The 24,882-nt window shown below is 48.6% G+C and carries 20 protein-coding genes and 1 other RNA gene; 17 read left to right on the top strand and 4 right to left on the bottom strand.

What is annotated here, in order from left to right:
- Positions 1-90 precede the first annotated feature (90 nt).
- The 3 genes from EKM89_RS11470 to mprF all read left to right on the top strand — a co-directional run bounded on the left by EKM89_RS11470 (position 91) and on the right by mprF (position 4,769).
- Entirely contained in the window at positions 91-645 is a 555-nt protein-coding gene (locus EKM89_RS11470; RefSeq protein WP_125688667.1) for a YfhO family protein, read from the top strand.
- 299 nt (positions 646-944) lie between these two features.
- Complete coding sequence (locus EKM89_RS11465; RefSeq protein WP_125688665.1) at positions 945-1,586, top strand: VTT domain-containing protein; 642 nt, start codon at positions 945-947, stop codon at positions 1,584-1,586.
- Positions 1,587-2,156: 570 nt separating this feature from the next.
- Complete coding sequence (gene mprF / locus EKM89_RS11460; RefSeq protein ID WP_125688663.1) at positions 2,157-4,769, top strand: bifunctional lysylphosphatidylglycerol flippase/synthetase MprF; 2,613 nt, start codon at positions 2,157-2,159, stop codon at positions 4,767-4,769.
- Between the two features lie 370 nt (positions 4,770-5,139).
- Here mprF and EKM89_RS11455 read toward each other — a convergent pair whose 3' ends face one another.
- Positions 5,140-5,718, bottom strand: a complete 579-nt coding sequence (locus EKM89_RS11455; RefSeq protein ID WP_125688661.1) for an LOG family protein — start codon at positions 5,716-5,718, stop codon at positions 5,140-5,142.
- A 273-nt stretch (positions 5,719-5,991) separates the two neighbouring features.
- On the opposite strand from EKM89_RS11455, the gene EKM89_RS11450 reads away from it, so the two are divergent.
- The gene (locus EKM89_RS11450) at positions 5,992-6,891 is read left to right on the top strand and encodes a 3-hydroxyacyl-CoA dehydrogenase (RefSeq protein WP_125688659.1); all 900 of its coding nucleotides are present in this window, start codon (positions 5,992-5,994) and stop codon (positions 6,889-6,891) included.
- A gap of 70 nt (positions 6,892-6,961) precedes the next feature.
- Here EKM89_RS11450 and nrdF read toward each other — a convergent pair whose 3' ends face one another.
- The 3 genes from nrdF to EKM89_RS11435 all read right to left on the bottom strand — a co-directional run bounded on the left by nrdF (position 6,962) and on the right by EKM89_RS11435 (position 10,648).
- Positions 6,962-7,957 (bottom strand): class 1b ribonucleoside-diphosphate reductase subunit beta, encoded by a 996-nt coding sequence (gene nrdF, locus EKM89_RS11445; protein WP_048732444.1) that lies wholly within the window; start codon positions 7,955-7,957, stop codon positions 6,962-6,964.
- A gap of 182 nt (positions 7,958-8,139) precedes the next feature.
- Entirely contained in the window at positions 8,140-10,305 is a 2,166-nt protein-coding gene (nrdE, locus tag EKM89_RS11440; protein WP_125688658.1) for a class 1b ribonucleoside-diphosphate reductase subunit alpha, read from the bottom strand.
- Positions 10,306-10,420: 115 nt separating this feature from the next.
- A complete protein-coding gene (locus EKM89_RS11435) occupies positions 10,421-10,648 on the bottom strand; it encodes a redoxin NrdH (protein ID WP_048732442.1) in 228 nt (75 codons plus the stop codon).
- 197 nt (positions 10,649-10,845) lie between these two features.
- On the opposite strand from EKM89_RS11435, the gene EKM89_RS11430 reads away from it, so the two are divergent.
- The 13 genes from EKM89_RS11430 (at position 10,846) to EKM89_RS11370 (ending at position 24,818) form a co-directional block, all read left to right on the top strand.
- Entirely contained in the window at positions 10,846-11,448 is a 603-nt protein-coding gene (locus EKM89_RS11430; RefSeq protein ID WP_125688656.1) for a class I SAM-dependent methyltransferase, read from the top strand.
- 24 nt (positions 11,449-11,472) lie between these two features.
- A complete protein-coding gene (tadA, locus tag EKM89_RS11425; RefSeq protein ID WP_125688654.1) occupies positions 11,473-11,994 on the top strand; it encodes a tRNA adenosine(34) deaminase TadA in 522 nt (173 codons plus the stop codon).
- Between the two features lie 311 nt (positions 11,995-12,305).
- An RNA gene (gene ffs, locus EKM89_RS11420) (signal recognition particle sRNA small type) lies at positions 12,306-12,392 on the top strand.
- 485 nt (positions 12,393-12,877) lie between these two features.
- Positions 12,878-14,617 carry a DNA polymerase III subunit gamma/tau gene (gene dnaX, locus EKM89_RS11415; protein ID WP_125688652.1) on the top strand — a complete coding sequence of 580 codons (1,740 nt, stop codon included), beginning with the start codon at positions 12,878-12,880 and terminating at the stop codon, positions 14,615-14,617.
- 20 nt (positions 14,618-14,637) lie between these two features.
- Positions 14,638-14,955: a YbaB/EbfC family nucleoid-associated protein gene (locus EKM89_RS11410; protein WP_125688673.1), complete on the top strand. Its 318-nt coding sequence runs from the start codon at positions 14,638-14,640 to the stop codon at positions 14,953-14,955.
- Positions 14,956-14,978: 23 nt separating this feature from the next.
- Positions 14,979-15,578: a recombination mediator RecR gene (gene recR, locus EKM89_RS11405; RefSeq protein ID WP_125688650.1), complete on the top strand. Its 600-nt coding sequence runs from the start codon at positions 14,979-14,981 to the stop codon at positions 15,576-15,578.
- A gap of 13 nt (positions 15,579-15,591) precedes the next feature.
- Positions 15,592-15,843 (top strand): YaaL family protein, encoded by a 252-nt coding sequence (locus tag EKM89_RS11400; RefSeq protein WP_048732437.1) that lies wholly within the window; start codon positions 15,592-15,594, stop codon positions 15,841-15,843.
- A 791-nt stretch (positions 15,844-16,634) separates the two neighbouring features.
- Entirely contained in the window at positions 16,635-17,771 is a 1,137-nt protein-coding gene (locus EKM89_RS11395; RefSeq protein ID WP_164510579.1) for a glycosyl hydrolase family 8, read from the top strand.
- A 21-nt stretch (positions 17,772-17,792) separates the two neighbouring features.
- The gene (wsfD, locus tag EKM89_RS11390; RefSeq protein WP_125688648.1) at positions 17,793-19,277 is read left to right on the top strand and encodes a glycan biosynthesis hexose transferase WsfD; all 1,485 of its coding nucleotides are present in this window, start codon (positions 17,793-17,795) and stop codon (positions 19,275-19,277) included.
- A gap of 3 nt (positions 19,278-19,280) precedes the next feature.
- Positions 19,281-20,834 carry a hypothetical protein gene (locus EKM89_RS11385; protein ID WP_125688646.1) on the top strand — a complete coding sequence of 518 codons (1,554 nt, stop codon included), beginning with the start codon at positions 19,281-19,283 and terminating at the stop codon, positions 20,832-20,834.
- A 49-nt stretch (positions 20,835-20,883) separates the two neighbouring features.
- Entirely contained in the window at positions 20,884-22,137 is a 1,254-nt protein-coding gene (locus tag EKM89_RS11380) for a glycosyltransferase (protein WP_125688644.1), read from the top strand.
- Positions 22,082-24,196 (top strand): cellulose biosynthesis cyclic di-GMP-binding regulatory protein BcsB, encoded by a 2,115-nt coding sequence (locus EKM89_RS11375; protein ID WP_318531004.1) that lies wholly within the window; start codon positions 22,082-22,084, stop codon positions 24,194-24,196. The genes EKM89_RS11380 and EKM89_RS11375 overlap by 56 nt, the downstream gene beginning before the upstream one ends.
- Positions 24,189-24,818 carry a GGDEF domain-containing protein gene (locus EKM89_RS11370; protein ID WP_191988767.1) on the top strand — a complete coding sequence of 210 codons (630 nt, stop codon included), beginning with the start codon at positions 24,189-24,191 and terminating at the stop codon, positions 24,816-24,818. Before EKM89_RS11375 ends, EKM89_RS11370 begins: the two co-directional genes overlap by 8 nt.
- Positions 24,819-24,882 lie beyond the last annotated feature (64 nt).

The following is a 24,882-nucleotide window of genomic DNA, read 5'->3' as shown; positions in this document are numbered from 1 at the left end:
AACCCCAGTCGAGTATTGTCAGAAGATGCTAGTTGCCTAGGTTAGAAAAGTGTCTAACATTTTGCTTGCACTTCAAATGGGGCCGCTTACATGTGGACCACCGGGGCGACCAAGTTTTCGACCATGAAAGTTGATGGTCAAACGATTGGATTAACACCAAGTGCAAATGGTCATGAGTTGCTCGCGAAGTTAGGCGACTTTAAGCGCGGGCAAACGATAACGGTGACGTTTGCAGCCAAGTATCCGGATGCGGTCTACCAGACACAGGTGATGAGTTTACGGCAAACGGCCTTTAAGCAACTGGTCCAAACCGTGCGGCAACAACAATTAACGTTGCATACCGTGAATAGTCACTTTAAAACCGAGCTGGTGGGTAACGTGACGGGGTCAACCAGTCGCCACGAGTTGTTCCTCAGCGTACCTTACGATACCGGCTGGACAGCCACGGTTAACGGGCAGCGGGTTAAACCACAACGATTACTGAATGGGCTAATGGGTATTCCTTTACAGCAGGGAAGCAATCACATCCGGTTGCGCTATCACGTGCCCGGTGGTCGTCTAGGTGGCAGTATTTCTGGACTGAGTGTCGTGATATTTGGTCTCATCGATTGGCGGTGGCGTAGTCAATGGCGAAAACGAAATTAACTAAAGACTTGAAAGCTCTAAAACACCTAGTATGACTGTTGTAACAGCTAGACTGAGACTAAAATTAGGCAATATTGGCTAGTCAGCGCCTTACCGGCCGACAGATATGGGCTAGATCGGTGCGAACACAACTTGAAGCCTCGAAAATACCGAGTCTCTAAGCTTGGTTTTCTACTAAGCCAATGGGGGAAAACACCCACTGATTTAGTAGAACGCCGCGCCTGAGCCCCTATCCGCCGACCTCTCGTCTTTAGGAGAAATAAGACTAGCGTGGCAGGTGCCCGCTGAAGGAGAAAAGAATGGGATACCTAATCGACTTTGTTTTACACATTGATAGCCATTTAGTGAATATCGTGAACACATTTGGTGGGTCTACCTACCTGATCTTGTTTGCCATCATCTTCATTGAAACGGGGGCAGTGATTCTGCCATTTTTGCCAGGTGACTCCTTACTATTTGCTGCAGCAGCGTTGGCGGCCAATCCCAAGTATGGCCTGAATATTTGGCTGTTGATCGGGTTATTCCTAGTTGCAGCGTTGGCCGGGGATTCCTTGAATTATTATTTGGGACGGACCTTAGCCAAGGGGTCGTGGTTCGGTCGACTGATCAATCAAAAACGACTGGCACAATCGGAACGGTTCTTCCGTAAGCATGGCCCAGCCGCTATTTTTCTGGGGCGCTTCATGCCGATCGTGCGGACCTTCGTGCCGTTCACAGCAGCCGGGTCACAATTTCCCTATCGTCGATTCCTCAAGTTCAACGTGAGTGGGTCTATTGCGTGGGTCTTGATCTGTAGCGGCGGTGGATATTTCTTCGGTAACATCGCCTTTGTCAAAGCCCACTTTTCGGCAGTTATTTTAGGAATTATCGTGATCTCGTTGATTCCGGCTATCATTGGCTGGTTAAAGGGCCGTCACCCGTCGACGCCAGTAGATGACTAGTCGTTTTGGTCTCGCAGCTCGGTCATAATGGGTGTTTTAAAACTGGCAACTTGATAGACATAAATTCGAATTAAAATTCAGCTCACAACTAGATTTAATTTTTGTGACGGGCGTGTTTAGCCCAAGTCGGCCAGGTCATTGGCTAGCAATACCTGCTAATGACCTGGCCGGTTTTGGAGACGGAGCGTCGCGACTCGTGACCGCTAAATTGGATGGGAAGTCCGTTCCCCAAACTGAAATGTTCCCCATGGTGCGTGAGATCTCTGACAGCCGCAGTGCGATAAAGTTTAGCAAATCTTCTATCTTCTCAAAGAATACGATTAACCAGTAGTCAAGAAAGGACCGCATGTTATAATGAACTATCAGATTGGTTAGGACTAACACAAACTGTTTTAGTCAGTCACAAAAGGGCATGACCGCTGAATGTAGTGGGCATGTCCTTTTGTTTAGCGTAATGGTCAGATAACGGGTAAAGATAGTTGACTGTCGCAACAATCGGTTAGCTTTGCCCCTTGATTGTTTTTTCAAAACGCTATTGGGATAATGAAGTTCTACGGGGGAGGTAGCATCATGGGGAAAGGATTGTGGGGTCAAATTCAGCGTCATTTAACGTTGATCAAGGGCCTCTTCATGTTTTCGATTTTAATTTTTATCATTCAAGCCGTTGGCCGCGTTGCGAAAGAAGTGAACGGTCAGGAGTTACGTGCCGAGCTGGCAACGCTAAGTACGGGGACGTTGCTCTTGCTATTAGTGTGTGGGTTTATTGCGGTCTTGCCGATGTTGGTCTACGATTTCACCATCGTTGAGTTTTTACCGGGGAAATTTTCGCGCGGCTACATCGTGCGTAGTGGTTGGACCACCAACACGTTTACCAACTTAGCGGGCATGGGAGGCCTGCTGGGTGCTAGTTTGCGGGCCAATTTCTATGCGAAAGCGGCAACGAAAAAGCAAGTCGTGTACGCCATTTCCAAGATTGCGTTATTCTTGTTGGCGGGACTTTCCTTGTCCTGCTGGGTTGCGCTGATCATGCTATTTGGGTTTGATGTCGGCCAACCATTTCGTGGGTACTGGATCTGGTTGCTGGGTGGGGGTCTCTACTTTCCGGGTATCTTTATCTTTACGCGTCTGAGTAATGGTGAATTTTTTCAGGATCTAACCTTAAGACGGGAAATGAAGTTGATCATTGGTTCCAGCTTAGAATGGGGAAGCTGTGCGTTATTTTTCCTGTTGATTGGCTGGACCTTGGGCTTGCCGATCTCATTGGCAGCGGTCTTCCCGATGTTTGTCGTAGCTTCCGTGGCTGGGGTCGTGTCCATGATTCCCGGTGGCCTGGGGTCATTTGATGTTTTCATGATTATTGGCCTGGGCTTTCTTGGTGTTAGTCGGGCCGACGCAACGGGGTGGTTGTTACTCTACCGGTTGTTCTACTACCTGCTGCCCTTCGCCGTAGGGGTCGGTTTCTTTATCCATGACGTGGGCCATCGGGTCAACCATTTCTTAAATGGCCTGCCGGTCGCGGTGTTCCGGCGCGGGGCGCACCTCTTTGTGACGACCTTTATGTATTTCTCAGGGGTTATGATGCTCCTATTTGCCACGATTCCAGATGTGGTGCTGGCGAACCGACTGTACATGCGTCTGGTACCCTACATGTTTTATTTCTTAAGCCAAATGAGTAATATTATTATGGCGTTCCTGTTGATCGGGTTGGCGCGCGGTGTTGGTGCCCGGGTCAAACGGGTATTTTGGCCGACACTAGTCGTTCTAGTTGTGGCGATCGTGATCACACTGTGGCGGGAGAATTTCCCAGTTGGCCTGGCGATTTTGCTAGGATTAGTTTTGGCCTGCCTATTATTTGCACGACCAGAACTTTACCGAACGAGCCTGAACTATTCCTGGGGCGGTCTATTGGTGGATGGTAGTATTTATGTGGGGACGTTCATTCTCTACACCATCCTCGGCATCTCCAGTATGCATATTGGCGGTCATCATCATCCCTTTTTGCCAAATTCCTGGCTGCTACCATCGACACAGGTTTGGCTGAATGGTCTAGGCGGCCTCTTAGTTGCACTGCTGATTCTGATCGGTATTTATCGCTACTTGTCCAGTGGTCGGCCAAAGTGGCTTCAGGAGCCATATAACGCCTCTAGAATGCGTGCAATTATTGCCGAATTTGGCGGTAATGAGGTCAGTCACTTGGCTTTCCTGCGGGATAAGCGGGCTTACTTTTATCAAGTGGAAGGTAAGGATCAACTCTTCTTGCTGTACCGACAAGAGGCGGATAAGCTGATGGTCATGGGGGAGCCGATCGGTAATCAAGCCGTCTTGGAACCGGCCCTAAAGGCATTTATGCATGATGCTGATCAGGCGGGCTTGCGGCCGGTCTTTTACGAAATTAGTGAAACGCTCACCCTGCGGCTTCATGAAATGGGGTTTGACTTTATCAAGGTCGGTGAGGAAGGTCACGTTGATCTGCAAACGTTTAAATTGAGTGGGAAGGCCCGTCGAGGTGAACGGGCGCTGATCAATAAGTTTCAGCGAGAAGGCTACCAATTTGACCTCTTACAGCCGCCATTGCGTGACGATCAGTTCAACGAGCTTCAGGAAATTTCGGCGTCATGGCTGAATGATGAAACGGAAAAGGGCTTCTCCATGGGGTTCTTTGACCGCGACTACTTGAATGAGGCGCCGGTTGCAGTGATGCATGATGCTCAGGGAAAAATCGTGGCCTTTGCTAACCTCATGCCGACGGGTGAACGCACAATGACGTCGATCGATTTGATGCGGGCTAGTCACGATGCACCGTCTGGAATTATGGATGGGCTGTTTGTGTACTTGTTTGAGACCTGTCGAGACCAGGGCTACCAGAGCTTCAATCTGGGGATGGCGCCGTTAGCCAATGTTGGGTTGTCGGAATTCAGCTTTATTGAAGAACGGGTGGCCCACCTCATCTATGAGTATGGTTATAACTTTTATAGTTTCCAGGGACTCCGAGCGTACAAAGAAAAGTACGTGACGGACTGGCAGCCGAAATACTTAGCCTACCGTAAACGGCAGTCCCTGATTTTCAGCATGTTACAGTTGTTGTTGATCATCAACCGCCGACCAAACGTGACGCCACAATTCGTTCCCAAGTGGCTCAACGGCTGGCTGGTCGACGAAGTCCGGTGGCAGAACCGGGAGTGACGATGAGGTTAATGACCCGCTAACGATAAAAAACAAATTCAAAAAGAGCACCTAGCAATCAAATTCCATTTGCTAGGTGCTCTTTTAACGTTGCGTGCTATGATTGTTGGCTGGGTTGCCGGGATGTTTCGAATTTTTATTTTCAACAGATCTGATTGAAGAATGCAATCTAAACCGGCGGAATCTCTGGTAACCGCAGTGCGTAAAGTTTAACTATAATTCAACAGCGTTCCTAGCAGCATAATCCATGTCGCCTCAAACCAGCCCATATCTGCCGGCCGGTAAGGCGATAGTTGGGCAACGTTGCCTAATTTTAGACCCAATATCGTTGTGACAACAGTCAGAATGAGTGTTTTGGAACTTTTAACCTTCAGTTTGTGTACTTAAAAGGCAATTGATGGTGGAAGTTGGCGAACCCCTCAAAAATACCGTCGACGCTGTCCGCGTCAATAAAGAGGTCCAGGTTTTCTTGCGGCGCGAAACCTGCATCGCAACATTTGTGCATCATCGCAACCAGTTCGTCGAAGTAGTGATCGATGTTAAAGAGCGCGATGGGTTTTTGATGGACGTTGATTTGACTCCAGGACAGCATGGTCGTGAACTCTTCAAAGGTTCCAAAGCCACCGGGTAGAACGATAAAGGCGTCTGATTGGCGCAGCATCTCGTCCTTACGTTCATCCATGGTCGCCGTCTCGATGAAGGTAGTGACATCTTCCTTAGCTAAGCCCATTTCACGCAAAAAGGTAGGGATGATGCCGATGACTTCACCGCCAGCTGCCATGGTCGAGGTGGCAATGGCCCCCATCAAACCTTCCTTACCGCCACCGTAGACCACTGGGTGGTTATTCTCAGCGAGATATTTCCCCAACGCGTTTGTTTGAATCAGAAATTGTGGATCGTAGCCGTGGTTGGAGCCGCAGAAGACACACACATTTTTAATGGTTGACATGTAAAGACCCCCAAAATTTAGATTTGGCATTATTATACCGCATTCCCTACGGAAAAGTCCGGCGAACTGGTCGCAGCAGGGGGGGATAAGTGACTTCGTAAATGTTGGGACGCAACAATCGCATTCAGATTGTGAAAAAATACAGCCGATTTTAAAATGAAGGTGGTTTAAATGAAGGAATCTATGACCAACTAACGGAAGTTTTTGCACAAGCCAACTCCGGTCTGAGATTCCAGTGTGTCTGACTGCTTCACACAAGGAGGAAGAGGACTTATGACGATTGAAAAGGTAACCGTTGCAGGTGGCGGGACATTAGGTAGTCAAATTGCCTATCAAACGGCCTATAGTGGACTAGACGTCACTGTCTATGATGTGGATGCCGCAGCCATCGCTGCCGCTAAACAGCGCATGGCGACTTGGGATCAGGCCTATGAGCAGGAAATGAATGCGACACCGGCAGTTTTGTTTGACACGAACGCGCGCTTGCATTTTGCAACCGACCTTGCGACAGCTGTCGCGGACGCCGACCTGGTGATTGAAGCCATTCCGGAAGTGTTGGCTATCAAGAGCGCTTTTTACGGCGAGTTAGCGAAAGTGGCACCGGCGAAGACGATCTTTGCGACGAATTCATCAACACTAGTGCCCAGCCAGTTTGCAGCCATGACGGGCCGGCCGGAGAAATTCCTGGCGCTACACTTTGCCAACCACATCTGGGCGAACAATATGACCGAGGTAATGGGCCATGCTGGCACGGCTCCGGCAATTTATGAGGCGGGAGTCGCTTTCGCACGGCAGATTGGTATGGTGCCAATTCAATTAAAGAAAGAACAACCGGCTTACGTCCTTAATACCCTGCTGATTCCGTTCGTGGACGCCGCTTTAGTATTGTGGGCCAAGGGAGTGGCGGATATCGAGACCATTGACCGTGCGTGGATGATAGCGACGGGCGCACCGATGGGACCATTCGGGATTCTCGATGAAATTGGGCTGCGCACCGCCTACAACATTATTTTGGCCGCCAGTGGTCAACCTGGCAAGGAATTCTTAGTTGACGTGGCGCACACGGTCAAGACAGACATGATCGAACAGGACCATTTGGGACAAGAGAGTGGGGCCGGTTTCTACCGGTATCCGAACCCGGCGTATTCACGGCCAGCATTTTTGAAAGGCTAAATTAAAAAAGAGTCCCATCACCAACCCCCTGTGCTCTGGAGGGTCAGTGATGGGACTTCATTTTTTACGCTTATTTGCTAGGATCTTCCGGATCAGTCGGTTCACCGATGTTGTAATCATCGTTGCTCATGGCTTCCACGTTACCTAACAGATAGCCATTACCAACTTGAGAGAAGAAGTCGTGGTTAGCAGTTGAGGTGGAGATTCCGTTCATGACCACGGGGTTCACGTCGTCAGCCGTGTCTGGGAACAAGGGATCTTGGCCCAAATTCATCAGGGCCTTGTTGGCGTTGTAGCGAATGAATGTCAGAACTTGTTCAGTCCAGCCAATTTGGTCGTACAGGGTGTGGGTGTACTTTTCCTCGTTATCGTAAAGCTTGTAAAGGAAGTCGTACATCCAGTCCTTCATGGCTTGCTGCTCGTTGTCGGTCAGTTCTTTCATACCCAGCTGGAATTTATAGCCAATGTAGGTGCCGTGAACGGATTCGTCCCGCAAAATCAACTTGATGATCTCCGCCACGTTGTTGAGTTTGTTGTGCCCCAGATAGTAGAGTGGCGTGAAGAAGCCAGAGTAGAACAGGAACGTTTCCAGGAAGACACTGGAGATTTTCTTCTTCAGGGGATGCTCGTCATCGTGGTAGAGGTCATAGATGCGCTTTGTCTTGTTCTGCAAAAACTCTTCGGAGTCACTCCATTTGAAAATTTCGTCGATTTCATCTGGCGTGTTCAACGTGGAGAAAATGGTGGAGTAACTCTTAGCGTGAACGGACTCCATGAATTGAATGTTGTTCAGGACGGCCGTTTCGTGAGGGGTCCGCACATCGCGTCGTAATGCCGCCATACCGTCTTGTGACTGGAGGGTGTCCAGTAAGGTCAACCCACCAAAGACGTGGCCCACGACCCATTTGTGGTCCGTGTCCAACGTCCGCCAATCGTCTAGGTCATTGGACACGGGAATCCGGGTATCCAACCAAAATTGTTCCGTTAATTTTTCCCAGGTGGCCTTGTCAATTTCATCGGAGACCTGGTTCCAGTTGATTGCTTGATAATTTTCTATTCTTGCCATGTTACCACTCCTTTGATTGTTCGTGAGTGTTCCTTGATATTGAGATTGCGTTAACTTGGCCGTCTCTGGTTCTGACTGATGTCTGTCACGACAAACTCGGAGATACGGGGCCTCTGACGTTTACCGTTTCAGCCCATATCTGCCGGCCAGTAAGGCGCAGATTGCCTAATCTTAGTCAGTTGCTAGATAACGCAGCTTTCACATTGGTTGGCGCCAACTTCATTATTGTCGTCGGTAAAGGTTCGAACATAGTAGAGCGACTTAATCCCCTTGTGATGTGCGTAATTCCGTAGGATGCTGAGATCCCGCGTGGTCATTTTATCGGTCCGGCCGTTCTTCCATTCGTACAGGCCAGCTGGAATCGTGGAACGCATGAATAGGGTCAGGCTCATACCTTGGTCTACATGTTTTTGGGCAGCGGCATAGACGTCGATCACGCGGCGCATGTCAGTATCATAAGCGGATTTGTAGTAAGGCATGGTTTCATTGCTCAGGTAAGGGGCTGGGTAGTAGATCTTCCCAATCGTCTTTTCCTGACGTTCTTCGATCCGGTTGATGATGGGATGCAGGCTAGCCGTAGTGTCGTTGATGTAAGAAATGGACCCGTTTGGCGCAACGGCCATCCGATTTTGGTGGTACAGTCCATCAGCCATCACGTCAGCCTTTAAAGCGGCCCAGTCCTCTGGTGAAGGTAGCCAAACGTTGGCGAAGAGACCTTGAACCTTTTCAGACGTTGGTCGCCAGTCACTTTCGGTATACCGATCAAAGTAGGTCCCGGAGGCGTAGGCACTCTTTTCAAAGTTGTGGAACGTTTCGTGGCGTTCCTTGGCAATCTGGTTCGAGGCCTTTAACGTCCAGTAGTTGAGCAGCATAAAGTAAACGCTGGTGAAGGCAATGCTGTCCTTGGAGCCATACATCATTTGGTTCTTGGCAAAGTAGCTGTGTAGGCCCATGGCACCCAGCCCAATTGTGTGCGCCAAGTGGTTTCCCTTTTGAATGGAAGGGACTACGTCGATGTCGGAGTGGTCGGTGACAAAGGTTAAGGCCCGGACCATGGTTTCCACGGAGTGACCGAAGTCCGGGGAGGTCATGAGGTTAACAATGTTGGTAGAGCCAAGGTTACAGGAGATGTCGGTTCCTTTTTTAATGTACTCTTGTTTATTGTTGACAGTTGACGGCGTTTGGACCTGCATGATCTCAGAACACAGGTTACTCATCACGATGCGGCCGTCGATAGGGCTTTCACGATTAGCTGTGTCGATGTTGACGATGTAGGGATAACCGGATTCCTGTTGCAGTTTGCCAATATCAGTTTCCAAGTCACGTGCCTTGAGCTTCTTCTTACGGATATCCGGGTTAGCGACCATATTGTCGTATTCCGTGGTGATGTCTACGTAGGAGAATGGTTTACCGTAGATCCGCTCGACATCGTAAGGGCTAAATAAGTACATATCGGCATCGGCTTCACAGAGTTCATAGAACTTGTCGGGAACCGTAACGCCTAGGGACAGCGTCTTTAACCGAATTTTTTCGTCGGCATTTTCTTTTTTGGCACCCAAAAAGGCGACGATATCTGGATGGAAGACACTCAGGTAGACGACCCCGGCCCCCTGCCGTTGGCCGAGTTGGTTAGAGTAAGAGAAACTGTCTTCAAGTAATTTCATAACGGGAACCACACCGGAAGCAGCACCTTCAATATGCTTGATGGGGTCACCAGCACCTCGTAAGTTGGAAAGACTGATGCCGACCCCACCACCGATCCGTGACAATTGTAAGGCGGAATTGATGGTCCGGCCAATCGTATTCATGTCATCGGTCGATTGAATCAGAAAACAGGAAACCAGTTCGCCGCGGCGAGAACGACCGGCGTTTAGGAAGCTAGGCGTTGCGGGTTGGTAACGTTGGTGAATGATTTCGTCAGCTAAGTCGTGGGCTAACTGCTGGTCACCGTCAGCAAAGTCTAAGGCGTTCATGGCGACCCGATCGATGAAGTTTTCTAAGTAGTAGTCGTTGTCATCGGTTTTGAGCGCATATTGGGCGTAAAATTTGTAGGCAGCCATGAAAGACTTGAAATGAAAGTTCTGTGCCTTTAAATAGGCATAAAGTTCTGTAATGAAGCTAAGTGGGTAAGCGTCGATCACCTTTTTTTCCACATAGTTATTTGCAATCAAGTAGTCAAATCGGTCGCGGAGTGAATCAAATTTCTTCGTGTTTGGGACGACGTTTTCTTTTAAGAAGGCGTGAAGGGCTTCTTGGTCCTTATTTAAGGGAATTTGCCCGTTTACCGGGATATTAATCTCGTTGTTCAGGTCGTAGTACGTGACATCTTTTAAGTCTTTTAAGCTCATACTGGTCGTCTCTTCCTCTCTGATAGGTCAAAGTGTGTAAGTACGCTAAATCAAATAAAAATGGCGACACCGTGAACAAACACGACGTCGCCAAGACGGGTTTGTGCCAGGCTAGTTAGCCCGCAATCTTAGTTAGTTGGTCGGGTCGGAACCCATAAAATGCGGGAAGACCGGGTGCTTCAACTACGGGAACAGCTTGAAAGCCTTGTTCCTTGAGATATGACACGTATTCTGGGTTCTGATTGATGTTACGTTCTTCAAAGTCCACGTTGTGTTCACTGAGAAAACGCTTCGTCATCTTGCATTGCATACAGTTGTTTTTTGAATAGATCGTTACTTTCATTGTTGCCACATCCTCTAATTTCAATATCAATGAACTTAGTGTACACCAGATATAGAAAAATTCAATCAAAAAAGACACCATATTTTGTAGTTGAAATATACAATAACTACTAAATATAGTGTCTAGCACGATAATCTTTTTTTATTAGCCACCGTGACCTATCTACGGTAAAATAAGAGGTAAAGGTGGCGGAGAATTTGACTAATCACTATTATACACAAAATCCAGACGTTTTACACGAAGAACAACACTGGCCATTTACCCTCTTAGGTAACGAATTGTTGTTTACCACCGACAACGGAGTCTTCTCGAAGAATCGGGTGGACTACGGGTCACGGGTGTTGTTGGAAGCATTTAACGCAGATAAGACCCCTGCTGGTCCTTGGTTGGATCTGGGGACGGGCTACGGTCCGATTGGCTTGGCACTGGCAAAACAGTGGCCAGAACGGCAAGTGACCATGGTCGATGTGAACGAATTGGCTTTGGCATTAGCCCGACAAAATGCGGTAGCTAACCAGATTGAAAACGTTGAAATCAAGTCATCGGACATTTATGCGAACGTCACGCAGCGTTACGCGGCTATCATTACCAATCCGCCAGTACGAGCAGGCAAACAGGTTGTCACAACCATGCTAGAAGAGGCTGCTCTGCACTTGTTACCAGGTGGAACGTTGACCGTGGTTTTGCAGAAGAAACAGGGGGCCCCATCGGCTAAGAAGCACATGACCGAAACTTTTGGGAATTGTCAGATTTTGAAAAAAGATAAGGGTTATTACATTTTGGAAAGCACACTGAACTAACCAGCCGTGAAAGGAGGGGCCGATGTGCGCGAGAAAACGTACACGACGCAACAACGTCATTATATGGAAGAAGCTTTGTTTGAGGCTGACCAGGCGGCCATCATCGGTGAGGTTCCCATCGGCGCCGTCATTGTCCACAATGGTCAGATCATTGGTCGGGGGCACAACCTTCGTGAACATGGCAACGACGCGACCCTTCATGCGGAAGTTCGGGCAATTGAAGAGGCCTGTGCGACACTGCGAAGCTGGCGACTCAATGATTGCCAGCTCTACGTGACGATCGAACCGTGCCTGATGTGTAGCGGGGCCATCGTCAACGCCCGCATCCCAGAGGTCTTTTACGGCGCCCGGGACCCCAAGGCGGGGGCAGTGGATAGTCTTTACCAAACGCTCACGGACGACCGATTAAATCACGTCGTCAGCGTCCACGAGGGATTAATGGCCAAGGATGCCGGCGAGCGTATGGTCAGTTTCTTCAAGGCCGCTCGCAAGCGCCAAAAGGCAGCGAAGAAGGTACGCAAGGCGGCACAGCAAACTGAGCGGTAGCTTGTTTCAAAATAATTAGCTGCGGACTAATGTACAAATGGAATTGTTAATTTTAGCTGGTTTGGCAAGTCAACACTTATTGTGGTAGAACGCTAACTGAAGGTTGAAAATTCCGAAATACCTAGTATGACTGTTGTCACGACGATACGGAGACTAAAATTGGCCAACGTCGTTCAATCGGCGCCTTATCTGCCGCCCTCTCAGCGAGTGGAATCCTGACAGCCACATTGCAACAGTGGTTACTAGTGTTCTAACTGACAATTGAGTAGACAGAGTTGGGGAATCATGATACACTAGTACTTGCCGTTAAGGCCTTGAAGCAAGGGCGGGCCTACGAATCGTGTCAGGTCCGGAAGGAAGCAGCACTAAGTTCGTTTCGCTTTGTGCTTCAAGTTTATGAGCTAATTAATAACTCCTAGTCGTTGACTGGGAGTTTTTTCATACCTTTAAAAGTTTTTTGACCGTAATCAACTGACATTAGGCGTTAAGTTGCGCACCTTAATTTCCTGTAAATACTTGCCGGCAATCCGTGACAGCTGCCGGGGAAAAAGGCTATAATTATACTCAGTGAATTTAAGGTAAAGGCCTATTGGTAGGGAACCCGCCGTGTCGATGGTGTTAGCAGATGTGGGCTCAGACGCGGCGTTCTACTTAGTTAACGGGCGTTTCCTTCGCTGACTTAGTAGAAAATCAAGTTTGGCGACTCGGCGTTTTCGAGGCTTCAGGTTGCGTTCACACCGTCCCAGCTCACATTTTATCTACCTGTCGGTAAGGTGACTGGACAATGTCGTCTAATTAGTACGACGACAACAGGTATCATGAGTATTTTGGAACTTTCAACCTTCAGTCAGTGAAGTAACCATTGAAGAAAGGAACAGATTGCATGGCTTATCAAGCACTTTATCGGGTCTGGCGACCCCAGCGTTTTGACGATATGATCGGGCAAGAGGTCATTACCCGGACGTTAAAGAACGCCATTACAACCAATCAAATTAGTCATGCGTACTTGTTTGCTGGTCCTCGGGGAACCGGGAAGACGTCGGCGGCCAAAATTTTTGCGAAGGCCATCAACTGTCATCACCAGCAAGACGGTGAACCCTGTAACGAATGTGATACCTGCAAAGCCATCACCGATGGTACGTTAAATGACGTGATCGAAATTGATGCGGCTTCCAACAACGGTGTCGAAGAAATTCGTGATATTCGGGATAAGGTGAAGTATGCGCCGACTGTGGCCGACTACAAGGTTTATATCATCGATGAAGTTCATATGCTGTCGACGGGGGCGTTCAATGCTTTATTGAAGACGCTCGAGGAGCCACCGACTAACGTGATCTTTATCTTGGCGACCACGGAACCTCACAAGATTCCGGCTACGATCATTTCACGGACCCAGCGGTTTGACTTTAAACGGATCGCGGCTAATGATAGCTATCAACGGATGATCTATATTCTTGACCAGAAGAAGGTGACCTACGACGAGCAGGCCATTAAGGTGATTGCCAAGGCAGCTGAAGGTGGTATGCGGGATGCGCTGAGTATTCTGGACCAGGCCCTGTCTTTTGGCGACAATGAAATCACGTTAGATAACGCGCTGCTGGTTACCGGGAGTGTTACCCATGAATTGCTAGCAACGTATGTTCAGCAAGTTCTCAGTGGGGATACCAAGGCAGCGCTGGCAACGCTACAGTCGGTTCTAGAAGCCGGTAAGGATGCTGAACGGTTCACCGAAGACGTCATCAGTTATGCTAGGGACCTCTTACTTTACCAGCAAGCACCACAGTTGGTGGAAGAAGCCGAGATGGGGAGCGTGAGCGACGACTTCCAAGCCTTGGCGAAGAAGACGGCAGCACAAACTATGTATGGTATGATCAACGAGTTAAATGCCATTCAACAACAGATGCGGTTTACGACCCATCCCGACGTTTACTTGGAAATCTTAACTATTAAATTGGCCGAAATTGGTCACCAAAGTGGGGCCACTGCCGTCGCAACCGCCGAAGCATCCAGCGTGCCACAACAGGCCGTCGGATCGAACGAGGTGACGGAGCTACAGCATGAAATTGATCAGTTGCGCTCTGCCGTGAAACAGCTGGAACAGGCCCCAAGCACTCCTAAGGCAGCTGCGACGTCTGCAAAACCGCGAGTTACCAAGTCGGCTCCAGCAAAGGAAGTCAACCTGGCTAAAATTTATCCAATCTTGGGCTCCGCAACGCGTGAGAAGCTTAACCAGTTACAGGAAGTCTGGCCAGACCTCCTGAACAGCTTGTCAATTACGCAACGAGCCGTCATGAAGGTCTCACAACCAGTCGCTGCGGCGAACTCCGGTGTGATCGTGGCCTTTGACTATTCTTTCTTGTACCAACGCGCCACGACCGACCATGAGTTGACCGATGCCTTGGAAAATGGATTGGATCGCATGATTGGGACGGTTTTACCGGTGGTCTTTGTGCCAAAGGATGACTGGCCAGTCATTCGAAAAAACTATTTGACGGCCCACAAGGCGGAACTCCAGGCTAACTCGGATACGCCAGCTGAGCCTGAAAAGCCAGCGGAAAATCCGGTGGTCACCAAGGCTGAAGAACTCTTTGGCAAGGATATTGTTAACGTTAAAGCAGATTAAAATTTGAAAGGATGATTACAATGCGGAACATGGGAAATATGGGAAATATGATGAAACAGATGCGGCAAATGCAAAAGAAGATGGAAGAGGACCAAAATAATTTGAACGCCCAGAGTTTCACGGGGACGTCACCAGACGACATGGTTCAAGCAACCTTTACGGGTGACCGGAAGATGACTGACCTAACCATCAAGCCAGAAGTTATCGATCCGGATGATCCTGACATGTTAGCCGACTTAGTCTTAGCTGCCGTTAACGATGCGCTTAACCAAATCGAATCGACTACGAAACAAACGTTAGGTAAATATACCCAAGGAATGAATATTCCCGGGATGTAAGTTTAGAAAGGACGTTGTGACCTATGCAGTATCCAGAACCCATCGCGCAATTGATCGACAGCTACATGAAGTTGCCGGGCATTGGGCAAAAGTCGGCAACTCGACTGGCGTTCTTTACCATTGATATGGCAGAGGATGACGTCACGGCGTTTTCTAAAGCGCTGGTCTCCGCAAAACGGGACCTTCACTTTTGTTCGATCTGTGGCAACATTACCGAGAATGACCCATGCTCTATCTGTGCGGACAAGACGCGGGATCAATCCCACGTCTTGGTTGTTGAGCAGGCCAAGGACATTATGGTCATGGAAAAGATGAAGGAATATCATGGCCTGTATCATGTCTTACAAGGGGTCATGTCACCCATTGAAGGTAAGGGCCCAGAGGATTTGAACATTGCGAGTCTGATTAGCCGGCTACAGAAGAATCCGGCCATCAAGGAAGTCATCATTGCGACCAATGCCACGCCTGAGGGGGAAGCCACTGCAATGTACCTGTCACGGTTGATCAAGCCGGCGGGAATCAAGGTAACGCGTTTAGCCCATGGCTTGTCCGTCGGCAGTGACATTGAATACGCCGATGAAATGACGTTGTTCAAGGCAGTTGAAGGCCGGACCGAAATGTAAGGAGGAATCGCGGATGTTTGGAAAAAAGAAACGGCAACTTCCCCGGTTAAAGGCAGCGTATGATGAACAACTCCTGTTGAGCATTGACGAGGCGAAAGACCGGTGGGATCATGCCAAACAAACCGAGGAAGCCATTGCGGACGCCGACAACGAAATGACAGCGAATACGGCTTTGGCACGGCAAACGTACCTCTTCTTATACCGCGAAGCACGGCGTCGTCAGGTCAAAGGGCAACACATTTCGGCGGCAGTATTCCGTGACTAGATTTAAAGGTTGCGGGTCTCAAAACAGCTATTATGACTGTTGGTACAAGGATACTGAGACTAAAATTGGGTAGTGTTGTCCAGTCAGCGACTTGCCGACCAGCAGCTATGGGCTGACGTAGTTGGTCTGAGGCAACATGATTATGCGGCTAGAAACGTTACTGGTTTATGGTCAGGCTGGAACAACAGCGTGAACAGTTTAGCAGTCAACCTGCAGTTAGATTATTTAAAGTAAATCTTGAAAAAGTCTCGAACATAACTCAAAAAGTTGCTCCTTTCAGAATCTAACGATTCTGAAAGGAGCAACTTTTTATTTACGCTACTATGGGTGACTTATGTCCCACTCCGTTTTCTAACAATCAAGATGGTTTCAGACCGAATTAGGAATTCTACGCACTAAATTTACGGAAAAAGCGTCAATCTACTAAATTTCACCCGACAAACATGGTAAGATGAAAACGTAATCACATTGAGATTATTTATACATTATTAGTATAAAGGAATTATACGATAAGGTGTTGATGGCGCTGATGATTGAAATTTAGAAAATGCGTATAATCATTGATACAGCAGGTAAAGACTGGACTATTTATGTCTAGATAAACCGGAAATAGGCAAATAGCCTTGATGGTTTTGGGGAGCTTGGAACTGGTCTTGAAATGAATTTATACATAACCCTTTTTTCTATAAAAGGTCGCTAGTTTATAAAATTTTATTTGCCTAAGATTAATGAGAACGTCTTGTCCAAGGACAGGGCCTACTTAACATTAAATTCGTGAAGAAGGGGAAATTATGCGATTGAAGTGGCAGTTTGGAATCGTATTTCTGAGTATGGGTCTGCTACTAGGTGGGTGTCAGTCTAAGGCAATCACTGGAACGGCGCCCAAGGCAACGCCAACGACGTTTGTTCGGTCAACGACCGTACATACGACGACCGACCGGAAAGATCAACAACAGCTTGCTAAGTTCATCTCGACCAAGCTAGCGACGAAACAGGGAATTTACACAAATTATGTGGATACGGCCCAGCGAACGACCAATGCAGCGACAGGCCATGAGTTGTTGAGCGAATCAGCCGGTATGTGGCTCGAATATTTAGCAACGCAGCACGATTATCAAAAATTTCGAACATTCTATCGGGCTACAAGCAAGACGTTTGGGAGCCACGGTCAGTTTAGTTATCGCTATGATCCGCGCAGCAAAAAGCGGTTTGCCGTTAACGCTACACTGGACGATCTACGGATCATTCGTGCTCTCAACCTTTACGATGCATTAACCAAGACATCGCACTACCAACAGACGGCAGCAAATCACTTTGCAACGCTCCAATCTGGTGCGCTGAAGAATGGGCGTTTGTATGACTACTACGATCCACAGACAAAACAAACGGCAAAGACCAGTAGCTTGGCCTATTTCGACTTTAAAACGCTCAAGTATTATGAACAAGGCAGTCAGGCCGGCAAAAAGGCCTATAGAGAACAGTTGAAGGTCGTCCGTGGGGGCTATTTAGGGGACGTCTTCCCGTTGTATGCTGCGAGTTTTAATTGGAAACAACTGACGTATGCAACGAAAGCTTTGAACACGTCGGAAGCCCTGGAAACGTTACTGCATTTGGCGGAAATCGGTGAACTCAAGACAACGAGCCGGACTTGGCTAGCACAACAAGTTAAGGGACACAAGTTGTATAACGGTTATTCAACGGCCGGAAGCGTCACGGATAACGGGCAGTCCACCGCGAACTACGCGTTGGCCGCGATGGTCTTTGCCACAGCTGGAGATCAAGCAAACTACCGCCGGGCTATGCAACTGGTTTGGCAAGGGCAGGTGACCACGCAATCCTCCCCCATATTTGGCGGAATCGGGAATGCGAAAACCAAGCAGAGCTATTCGTACAGCAACTTGACCGCATTAAACGCTGCTGGGTACTAACCATGAAGGAGGGCTTGCCAGATGAAACGACTTAAACAACTAAGCTTAACGACTTGGCAGGCCTTCACACGCCATGTGTCACCCGCAGCGCTGGCAACTATTTTGGCCGCCTTGGTGGTTGGCTTTCTGCTATTCGTTCCCCCCTTACGTGGCTTGGCAGACAATGGGACTTTCCCGCAAATCTTAGCCAATAACGGTCTTTATCGGTTGAGCGGGTATCAGACAACGACTTACGTTAATCCACAGTTTGGCATCATGCAGTATTTTAACGAGTTGCGGGGAACTAGTTTTACGGCGCAAACGCTCTTTATCCAGGTCGCAATTCTACTGAATAGGGTCGTTTATAGCCAAACAGTTTTTGATGTGCGCTTTTTAGGGCTGACGTATGCGGTACCATATCTTGGTGGTATTTACCTGCTGACAAGGGCGATGACGCAGCCGTATCGGCGAATTCGCAGCTATTTTTTGGCCGTGATCATCGTGTTCGTGTTTGCTGATGCATCGTTTGTTTTGAGTTTTAATTCATTTTATGCGACACCGGTAATGGTGATTGGCATGCTATACGTAGTAGCCACGATCTTGATTGTGGCCCGCCAACGTACGACCAGCTGGCGGTTAGTGATCGGGTTCTTTGTTGGTGTAGCTTTACTTGTGACGGCAACACCGCAAAACGGACCGCTAGTCTTATGCTTCCTGATTGCTAGTGGCGGCTTTTTCTTTGTGGTGACTCGTGGTCCACGGTGGCTTTGGCTATTGACGGGAATCTTGGTGGTTCTGGCCCTAGGTGGTCTGAGCTATACCTCATTATCGCGTGAACAGCGCGCTGTGAACCGGTATCAATCCTTTACGCATGGGGTATTGACCCAAGATACGGATGCTAGTCAGGCCATTGCACACAGCGGTATTAGTCGCCAATACGGGCTAATGAAGGGGGAGGATTATTATCCAACGGCCTTCACTGCCAAACGACCAAATAGCCGCTCAGTGCACCAGCAACTACTGCAGCGTTACACGGTGGGGTGGGTCAGTCGTTACTATATTCAGCATCCACGACAATTTATGACGTTACTGAATTTGGCTGCCAGTGACATGATGATGACGCAGAACAAATCAGTGGGGGATTATCAGAAAGTCGCGGGTAAGGCGCCAGGCGCACAAGTGACTATTTTTACGGGGTTTAGTGCGATTGCGGGCAGTTTTTTTCCCCGACGGTTTGCGTTCAATCTACTTTTAGTGGTGGCCCTCCTCATGGTATTTGCTGTGGGATTCTACAACGACTTGCGGGTACAACGAGTGGCAAGTGTTGTTCGCTTCTTCCTAGTGTGCGGGTTGCTCTTGATTTTTATCAGTGTTCCCGTCATGGCCATCATTGATGGGGGAACAACTGAGCTGGCACAGCGACTACTGATGGTGCCTTTAAGTATCGACATGGTTCTGCTGATTTTTCTAGCAGATATGCTGAATCACCGTCTCTGGCATACGGATGATGCGGAAACGGGGGTGTAGGTCATGCGAAAATGGTGGTCAGGGCTATTGGTTATTTTGAGCCTCTTGGGTGGCCTGTGGGGGTTAGGACAAACCGCCCAAGCTGCAACGCGTCGTGTTCTCATTGTGTACGATGCATTGAATTCTAAGCAGCAAGGACAGACAAAATTAGATGCCGTGCAGCGCCTGTTAGCGAGTGCAGGCGTGCAAACGCGGACGGAACAGTTGACCACATATCGGGCGGGTCAGCTGACATCTCGGCATTATCAAGGTGTGGTGACCTTGAATAATTGGCCGGCGGGTCATTTGAAGAATGCCGCCTTCATTCGGGACCGGGATGCGTTCACCGGGAAACAACTCCACATTGGGTCGGGCCTCGACGCGACCGAGGCGCGGCAACTGCGATCGAAACGAGTTGCCGTTCGGCATCAGCAGTTCTTGTTAAAGAACCGACGTGATTGGCAATTATTGCCCTTTAGCGAAAATATCACGTTGCTTAAGCCGACGAGGGGCGCACATAATTTTGGCACGCTCACAAGGCAACGGGCGAGTCTACCAGATCATCCATACGGAACGGTAGTGGGGAAGCATGGCTACCTCCCGTATTTGGAGCCAAAAGGATTGAGCTTGCTGGTGGCTATGCAGACAATTGCAGCGCTCTTTGGGAAACAAAGGACACAAGCGCCCTTACTGACGATTACAGGGGTGACACCCTATAGTAATCTTAAGCGCGTGCGGCAATTGGCCCGACAATTGTCTGCCGCTGATATACCGTTTGCCCTGAGTACGACGTCAGTGGCCAATAACACGTCGATGCGGGCGTTTACGCGTTTTACCAAAACACTCCGATTCGTTGAGCAGCAGCAAGGTGTGATTTTTCTGCAGGCACCGGTTGTGGGTGCAGCAAATGCCCAGAGTGGAAATACCTTGGAACAACTGATGGTTGCGGAACTTAACCAATTGGGGCAGCGGCAGGTCATTCCGGTGGGAATCAGTGCGCCAGCCTATTGGAATCAGGACCAAATTTTGCGGCGCTATGGCTTGCAACGTGCACGTGATGTCTTACTTCTGCCCAATCCAGCGACGCCAACATTTGCAAAACAAGATAATTTGGGTGGGACGGTTAAAACGACCTGGTATGGGATGACATGGCATTCATTACAGACGGTACGTAACGGGCAAACTCAGCAGATAACGCCTGCTTTACCCACGGCAGTTACGGTTCAGTTGCCGACCTCCGCTAAGCAGGAAGCTGCACTGTTACAGCAACTGCGACGGGCTAATGTGACTTGGTATGCGCCCCAAAAGCAGATGCGATCCCGGGTAGTCAGTGCGTCCGCGACATTTGGGTACCACAAGGGCACGTATTATCTCAATGGCAGCCCCGTTAAAGTTCGATCTGAAGCGACCGGTGTGCCCAATTATCACTTTGAGCGGAAAAATTTTGTCGCATTAAGTCGTTACTTTAAGATTCAGGGCTGGATTCTGATGACATTCTTTGTTATCACAACGATCGTGCTGGGCATATTCCTATTCTTGGGTCGCAGAATCTATCGCCGAATGTTCATGCGAAAATAGTGATGGGCATTGGGTATTAAGCACTTTAATGAAGGAGGTTAGGCTTGTCATGAGTGTATTGGATTACTTTGTGTTTGTTGCCATTATCGCCATTTGGGGGATCTTGGTCGTCAACCTTATTTTGACCATGGCTGGCTATTTGCAGTATTTAAAAATTGTACGGACACCAGATCCCCAATTACCAAAAGATGTGCCGTTCGTGACCATTATGGTACCAGCACATAACGAGGGAATCGTCATCGTCAAAACAGTGCTATCCTTGTTAAATTTTGATTATCCCCATGACCGCTATGAGATTATTGTGATCAATGATAATTCCAGCGATAATTCGGCTGAGCTCTTACAGGGAATTCAAAATACCTACCCGGAACGTAATTTAGAAGTGATCAATACGGACAAACAGACCGGGGGAAAGGGCAAATCAAACGCGCTTAACATTGCATTGAAGCGGGCCAAGGGTAGCATTATTTCTGTTTATGACGCCGATAACACGCCGGAGCGACCGGCCCTGCGCCTATTGGTGGCTGAACTCTTGCAGGATGATGGCTACGGCGCGGTCATTGGAAAGTTTCGCACGCGAAATAAAAATGCGTCCCTGTTGACGCGATTTATTAACGTTGAAACGCTGTCGTTTCAATGGATGGCGCAGGCGGGACGATTGCGATTGTTCAAACTTTGCACGATTCCCGGGACGAATTACGTGATTCGGCGGTCGCTACTAGAGAAAATCGGTGGCTGGGACACCAAGGCCTTGGCCGAGGACACCGAAATTAGTTTTCGTATCTATCGGCTGGGGTATCGGATCAACTTCCAACCGCGCGCGGTCACGTGGGAACAGGAACCACAAACCTTGGACGTGTGGTTTCATCAGCGAACACGGTGGGTCAAAGGAAATATTTACGTGATTCTGAAGAACTTGCCATTAGTTTTTCGGAAGACGGGTCGCCCAATTCGGTTTGATTTGTTGTACTTTTTATCCATCTATTTTTTGTTAATGACGTCGCTGTTGCTATCCGATTCGGTCTTTGTCCTGTCAGTCGCCGGGATCGCCCATTCTAACCTGCGTGGGTTCAATAACACCCTGTGGCTCTTTGCTATCGTGCTGTTCGTCATCAGCACTTTTGTAACGATTACGACCGAAAAGGGAGAAATGACGCTGAGTAATTTGATGATCATAATCTTTATGTACGTCGTCTACAGTCAAATGTGGCTTGCTGTAGCGGCCTATGGAATGGTGGGGTATATCCGTGAACAAGTCTTTCATCAACAAGCTAAGTGGTATAAAACGAAACGTTATCAGTAGGGGCGTCCTATGCCTCGTAGGTGGGATGCTCGGCCTGGCTGGAATGAGTGGTGCGCAGGCGGCGTCATGGTCGACGTACACCCAGCCGTTTCAAAACAGCACGACTAGTCTATCTGGGCAAGCCGTCCAGACCAGCACGTACTTTGTAAAGATGGACTACTGGCGCATGCACCGGGCAACGTTGAACCTGAACTTTCAAATTTCACAATTGTCGAACCGACAACTGTCGGATCTGACGGTATCCTTAAACGGGGTTAAATTTTACTCGTTTCGGCCGAAGAAGCAGACGGGGCTGCAGACCAAGTCCATCAAGATTCCACTACGGCTCTTACAGGGAGAAAACGAACTGCAGGTGAGCGGCCAAATCCTGACAACTAAGAGTAAAAAGGCGACTCAGGACTACCGACTAGCACAGACACCGGCCAATTGGTTAACCATCGACAATCGGTCGTCCGTAAATTGTCAGTATCGTGTCAAACAGCCCACAAAGAATATTGATTCCTTTTATGATCATTTTTCTGGACCGGATACGATTGTTAATCGCCAAGCGGCTATTCGGGTGCCCAACCAGGCATCAAACGCGGAATTGGCAGCTAGCATGTATGCACTGACCGGTGAGGCCCGGGTCATTACGACGAATAACCAACAGATCCCGGTAACCACCTTTGCCGATAAATCTGGACAGGCAGCGGACTATCAGCTGATTGTAGCAACTTATGACCATTTACCGGCACAATTTAAGCGCCTCTTTAACCGGGCAACGTTGCAAAATCGCGGGATGTTACGACGCGTGGATCGTCAGGGCAAGCACTATTTGATTGTGACGGCATTGACGGGCAAACTACTGGCCAAAGCGGCACGCTTCGTTGCCAATTCAGAATTGATGACGGAAACTTCACATCCTAATGCTGACGTTACGGCAACGACGCAGACGTTTACGTCATCACTGAATTACAGTGGTCGTTACCAATTGACGACGACCAGCGATAGATTAACCGGAGCGGGACATCAGGAGCAGAGTTATTTTGTGAGTCTTCCGGTTGACCGCAACAACGCAGACGGCTCAACGATTACGGTCCATCTGCGTTATGCCCGGAATCTGGATTTTAAGGCGGCACTGGCGACGGTCTATATTAATGGCGTGGCCGTTGGTAGTCATCATTTGACGGCAAAACACGCGGATAACGATCAATTTACGGTCACCCTGCCTAAAGGAATGGCTTTGGGGAATAGTTTTACAATCAGAATCGGGCTGGACTTGCCGGTCACTCAGAGTTCAGCGACAAATGAATCGCCCTGGGCTAGTATCGAACCAACTTCGGTGGCGAAAATCAAGTCGGCACCCGGGAACGATCTCCTCTTCAGTAACTACCCCAACTTATTCTTGCGACACTCGACCTACGACCAGTTAGCGGTCGTGCGGCCACGGACGATGACGGCGGCTGATTACCGAACATTGACTAATATCTTTAATTTAATTGGGAACTATGCTGAAAGTAATCGTGGCAACATTACCTTTTATAATCAACAGCCCAGACAGGAAATCCTGAAAAGAAACAATGTGATCGCATTTGGAACGCCAACCCAAAATTCCTTGATAGCCAAACTAAATTCAAAACTCTACTTTAAATTTAATCACGCACAAACAGGCTTTGTCTCCAATGAGAAGCTAAGTATCGAACAACGTTATGGTCAGACCTTGGGAACAGCCCAACTGTTACGGTCACCATTTAATACCAAGCGGGGGTTGCTGGTCGTGACGGGTGCGCAGCCAGAACAGGCTTACTTGGCCTCGACGCAGTTGAACACGCAGAAAAACATTGCGCAGTACACTGGGGATGCCATTGTGGTCGATCAAAATAACCAGCATCTCGGTTATCGGTTTAAGAAAAATAAGCTGATCGACACCAGTGCTGATCAACGTCAACAGATTAGTCGTCACGCGCAACTCTTGATTTATCTGGGGATCGCGTTGGGCGTTGTCGTCATTATTTTAGTGGCGACGTTGTTGCTCTTACGGCATTATCATCTTCTAGAAAAGGGGACACGTCATGATTAGACATGCAGGTCGAGACAGCTGGCTGACGGATATCTATTTGATTTTGTTCCTGGCATTATTAGGGGGACTTGGCATCGGGATGGCCGCCACCCACACACATTATTTATTAATCAACGTTCTGTTTTTAGGCGTGACCTTTTGCCTGATTTTACTCACATACTTTTGGGGAATGGTCACCGGGTTGCTAGTTAATTTAGCGTTCATCTTTGCACAGATCATCTTTGCCATTTACGAGGAGCAACTGAATCCCCAAGACTTTATCTGGCGTTTAACGTATTGGTTGATCTTGCCATTACTGTTGTCGGTGACATTTTACGGCATGACAGTCCATGCGCGGCGACTCCAAACGGAAAATGCAAAGCTACGGAGTGACCTCGTTGAACGGGGCGCTTTTGATGAGGCCACCAATCTACGGACAACGGTCTCCTACATTGAAGATACGGCGGTTTTTACTGAGACGAATCGGCGGTTTGACCTGCCTGTTACCACAATGATCGTCCGCATCCGCTACTTTCAAGAGATGCGCAGTATGGTTAGTGATACGCAGATGGCGGCGCTGCTGAAGCTGGTGTCGGCGACAATCAAGGACGCGATGCGAACAAACGACATTGAAGTGCCGTAAAATTATTAGACAGAAAGACTAATAATTTTGAGGTGGTTTTATGAAGAAATATACGTTTGAGTTC

The sequence above is a fragment of the Levilactobacillus fujinensis genome, from assembly GCF_003946335.1.
GTDB lineage: Bacteria > Bacillota > Bacilli > Lactobacillales > Lactobacillaceae > Levilactobacillus > Levilactobacillus fujinensis.
Note: the sequence above shows the minus strand (reverse complement) of the source record. Positions and strands in the feature narration are given on the sequence as shown.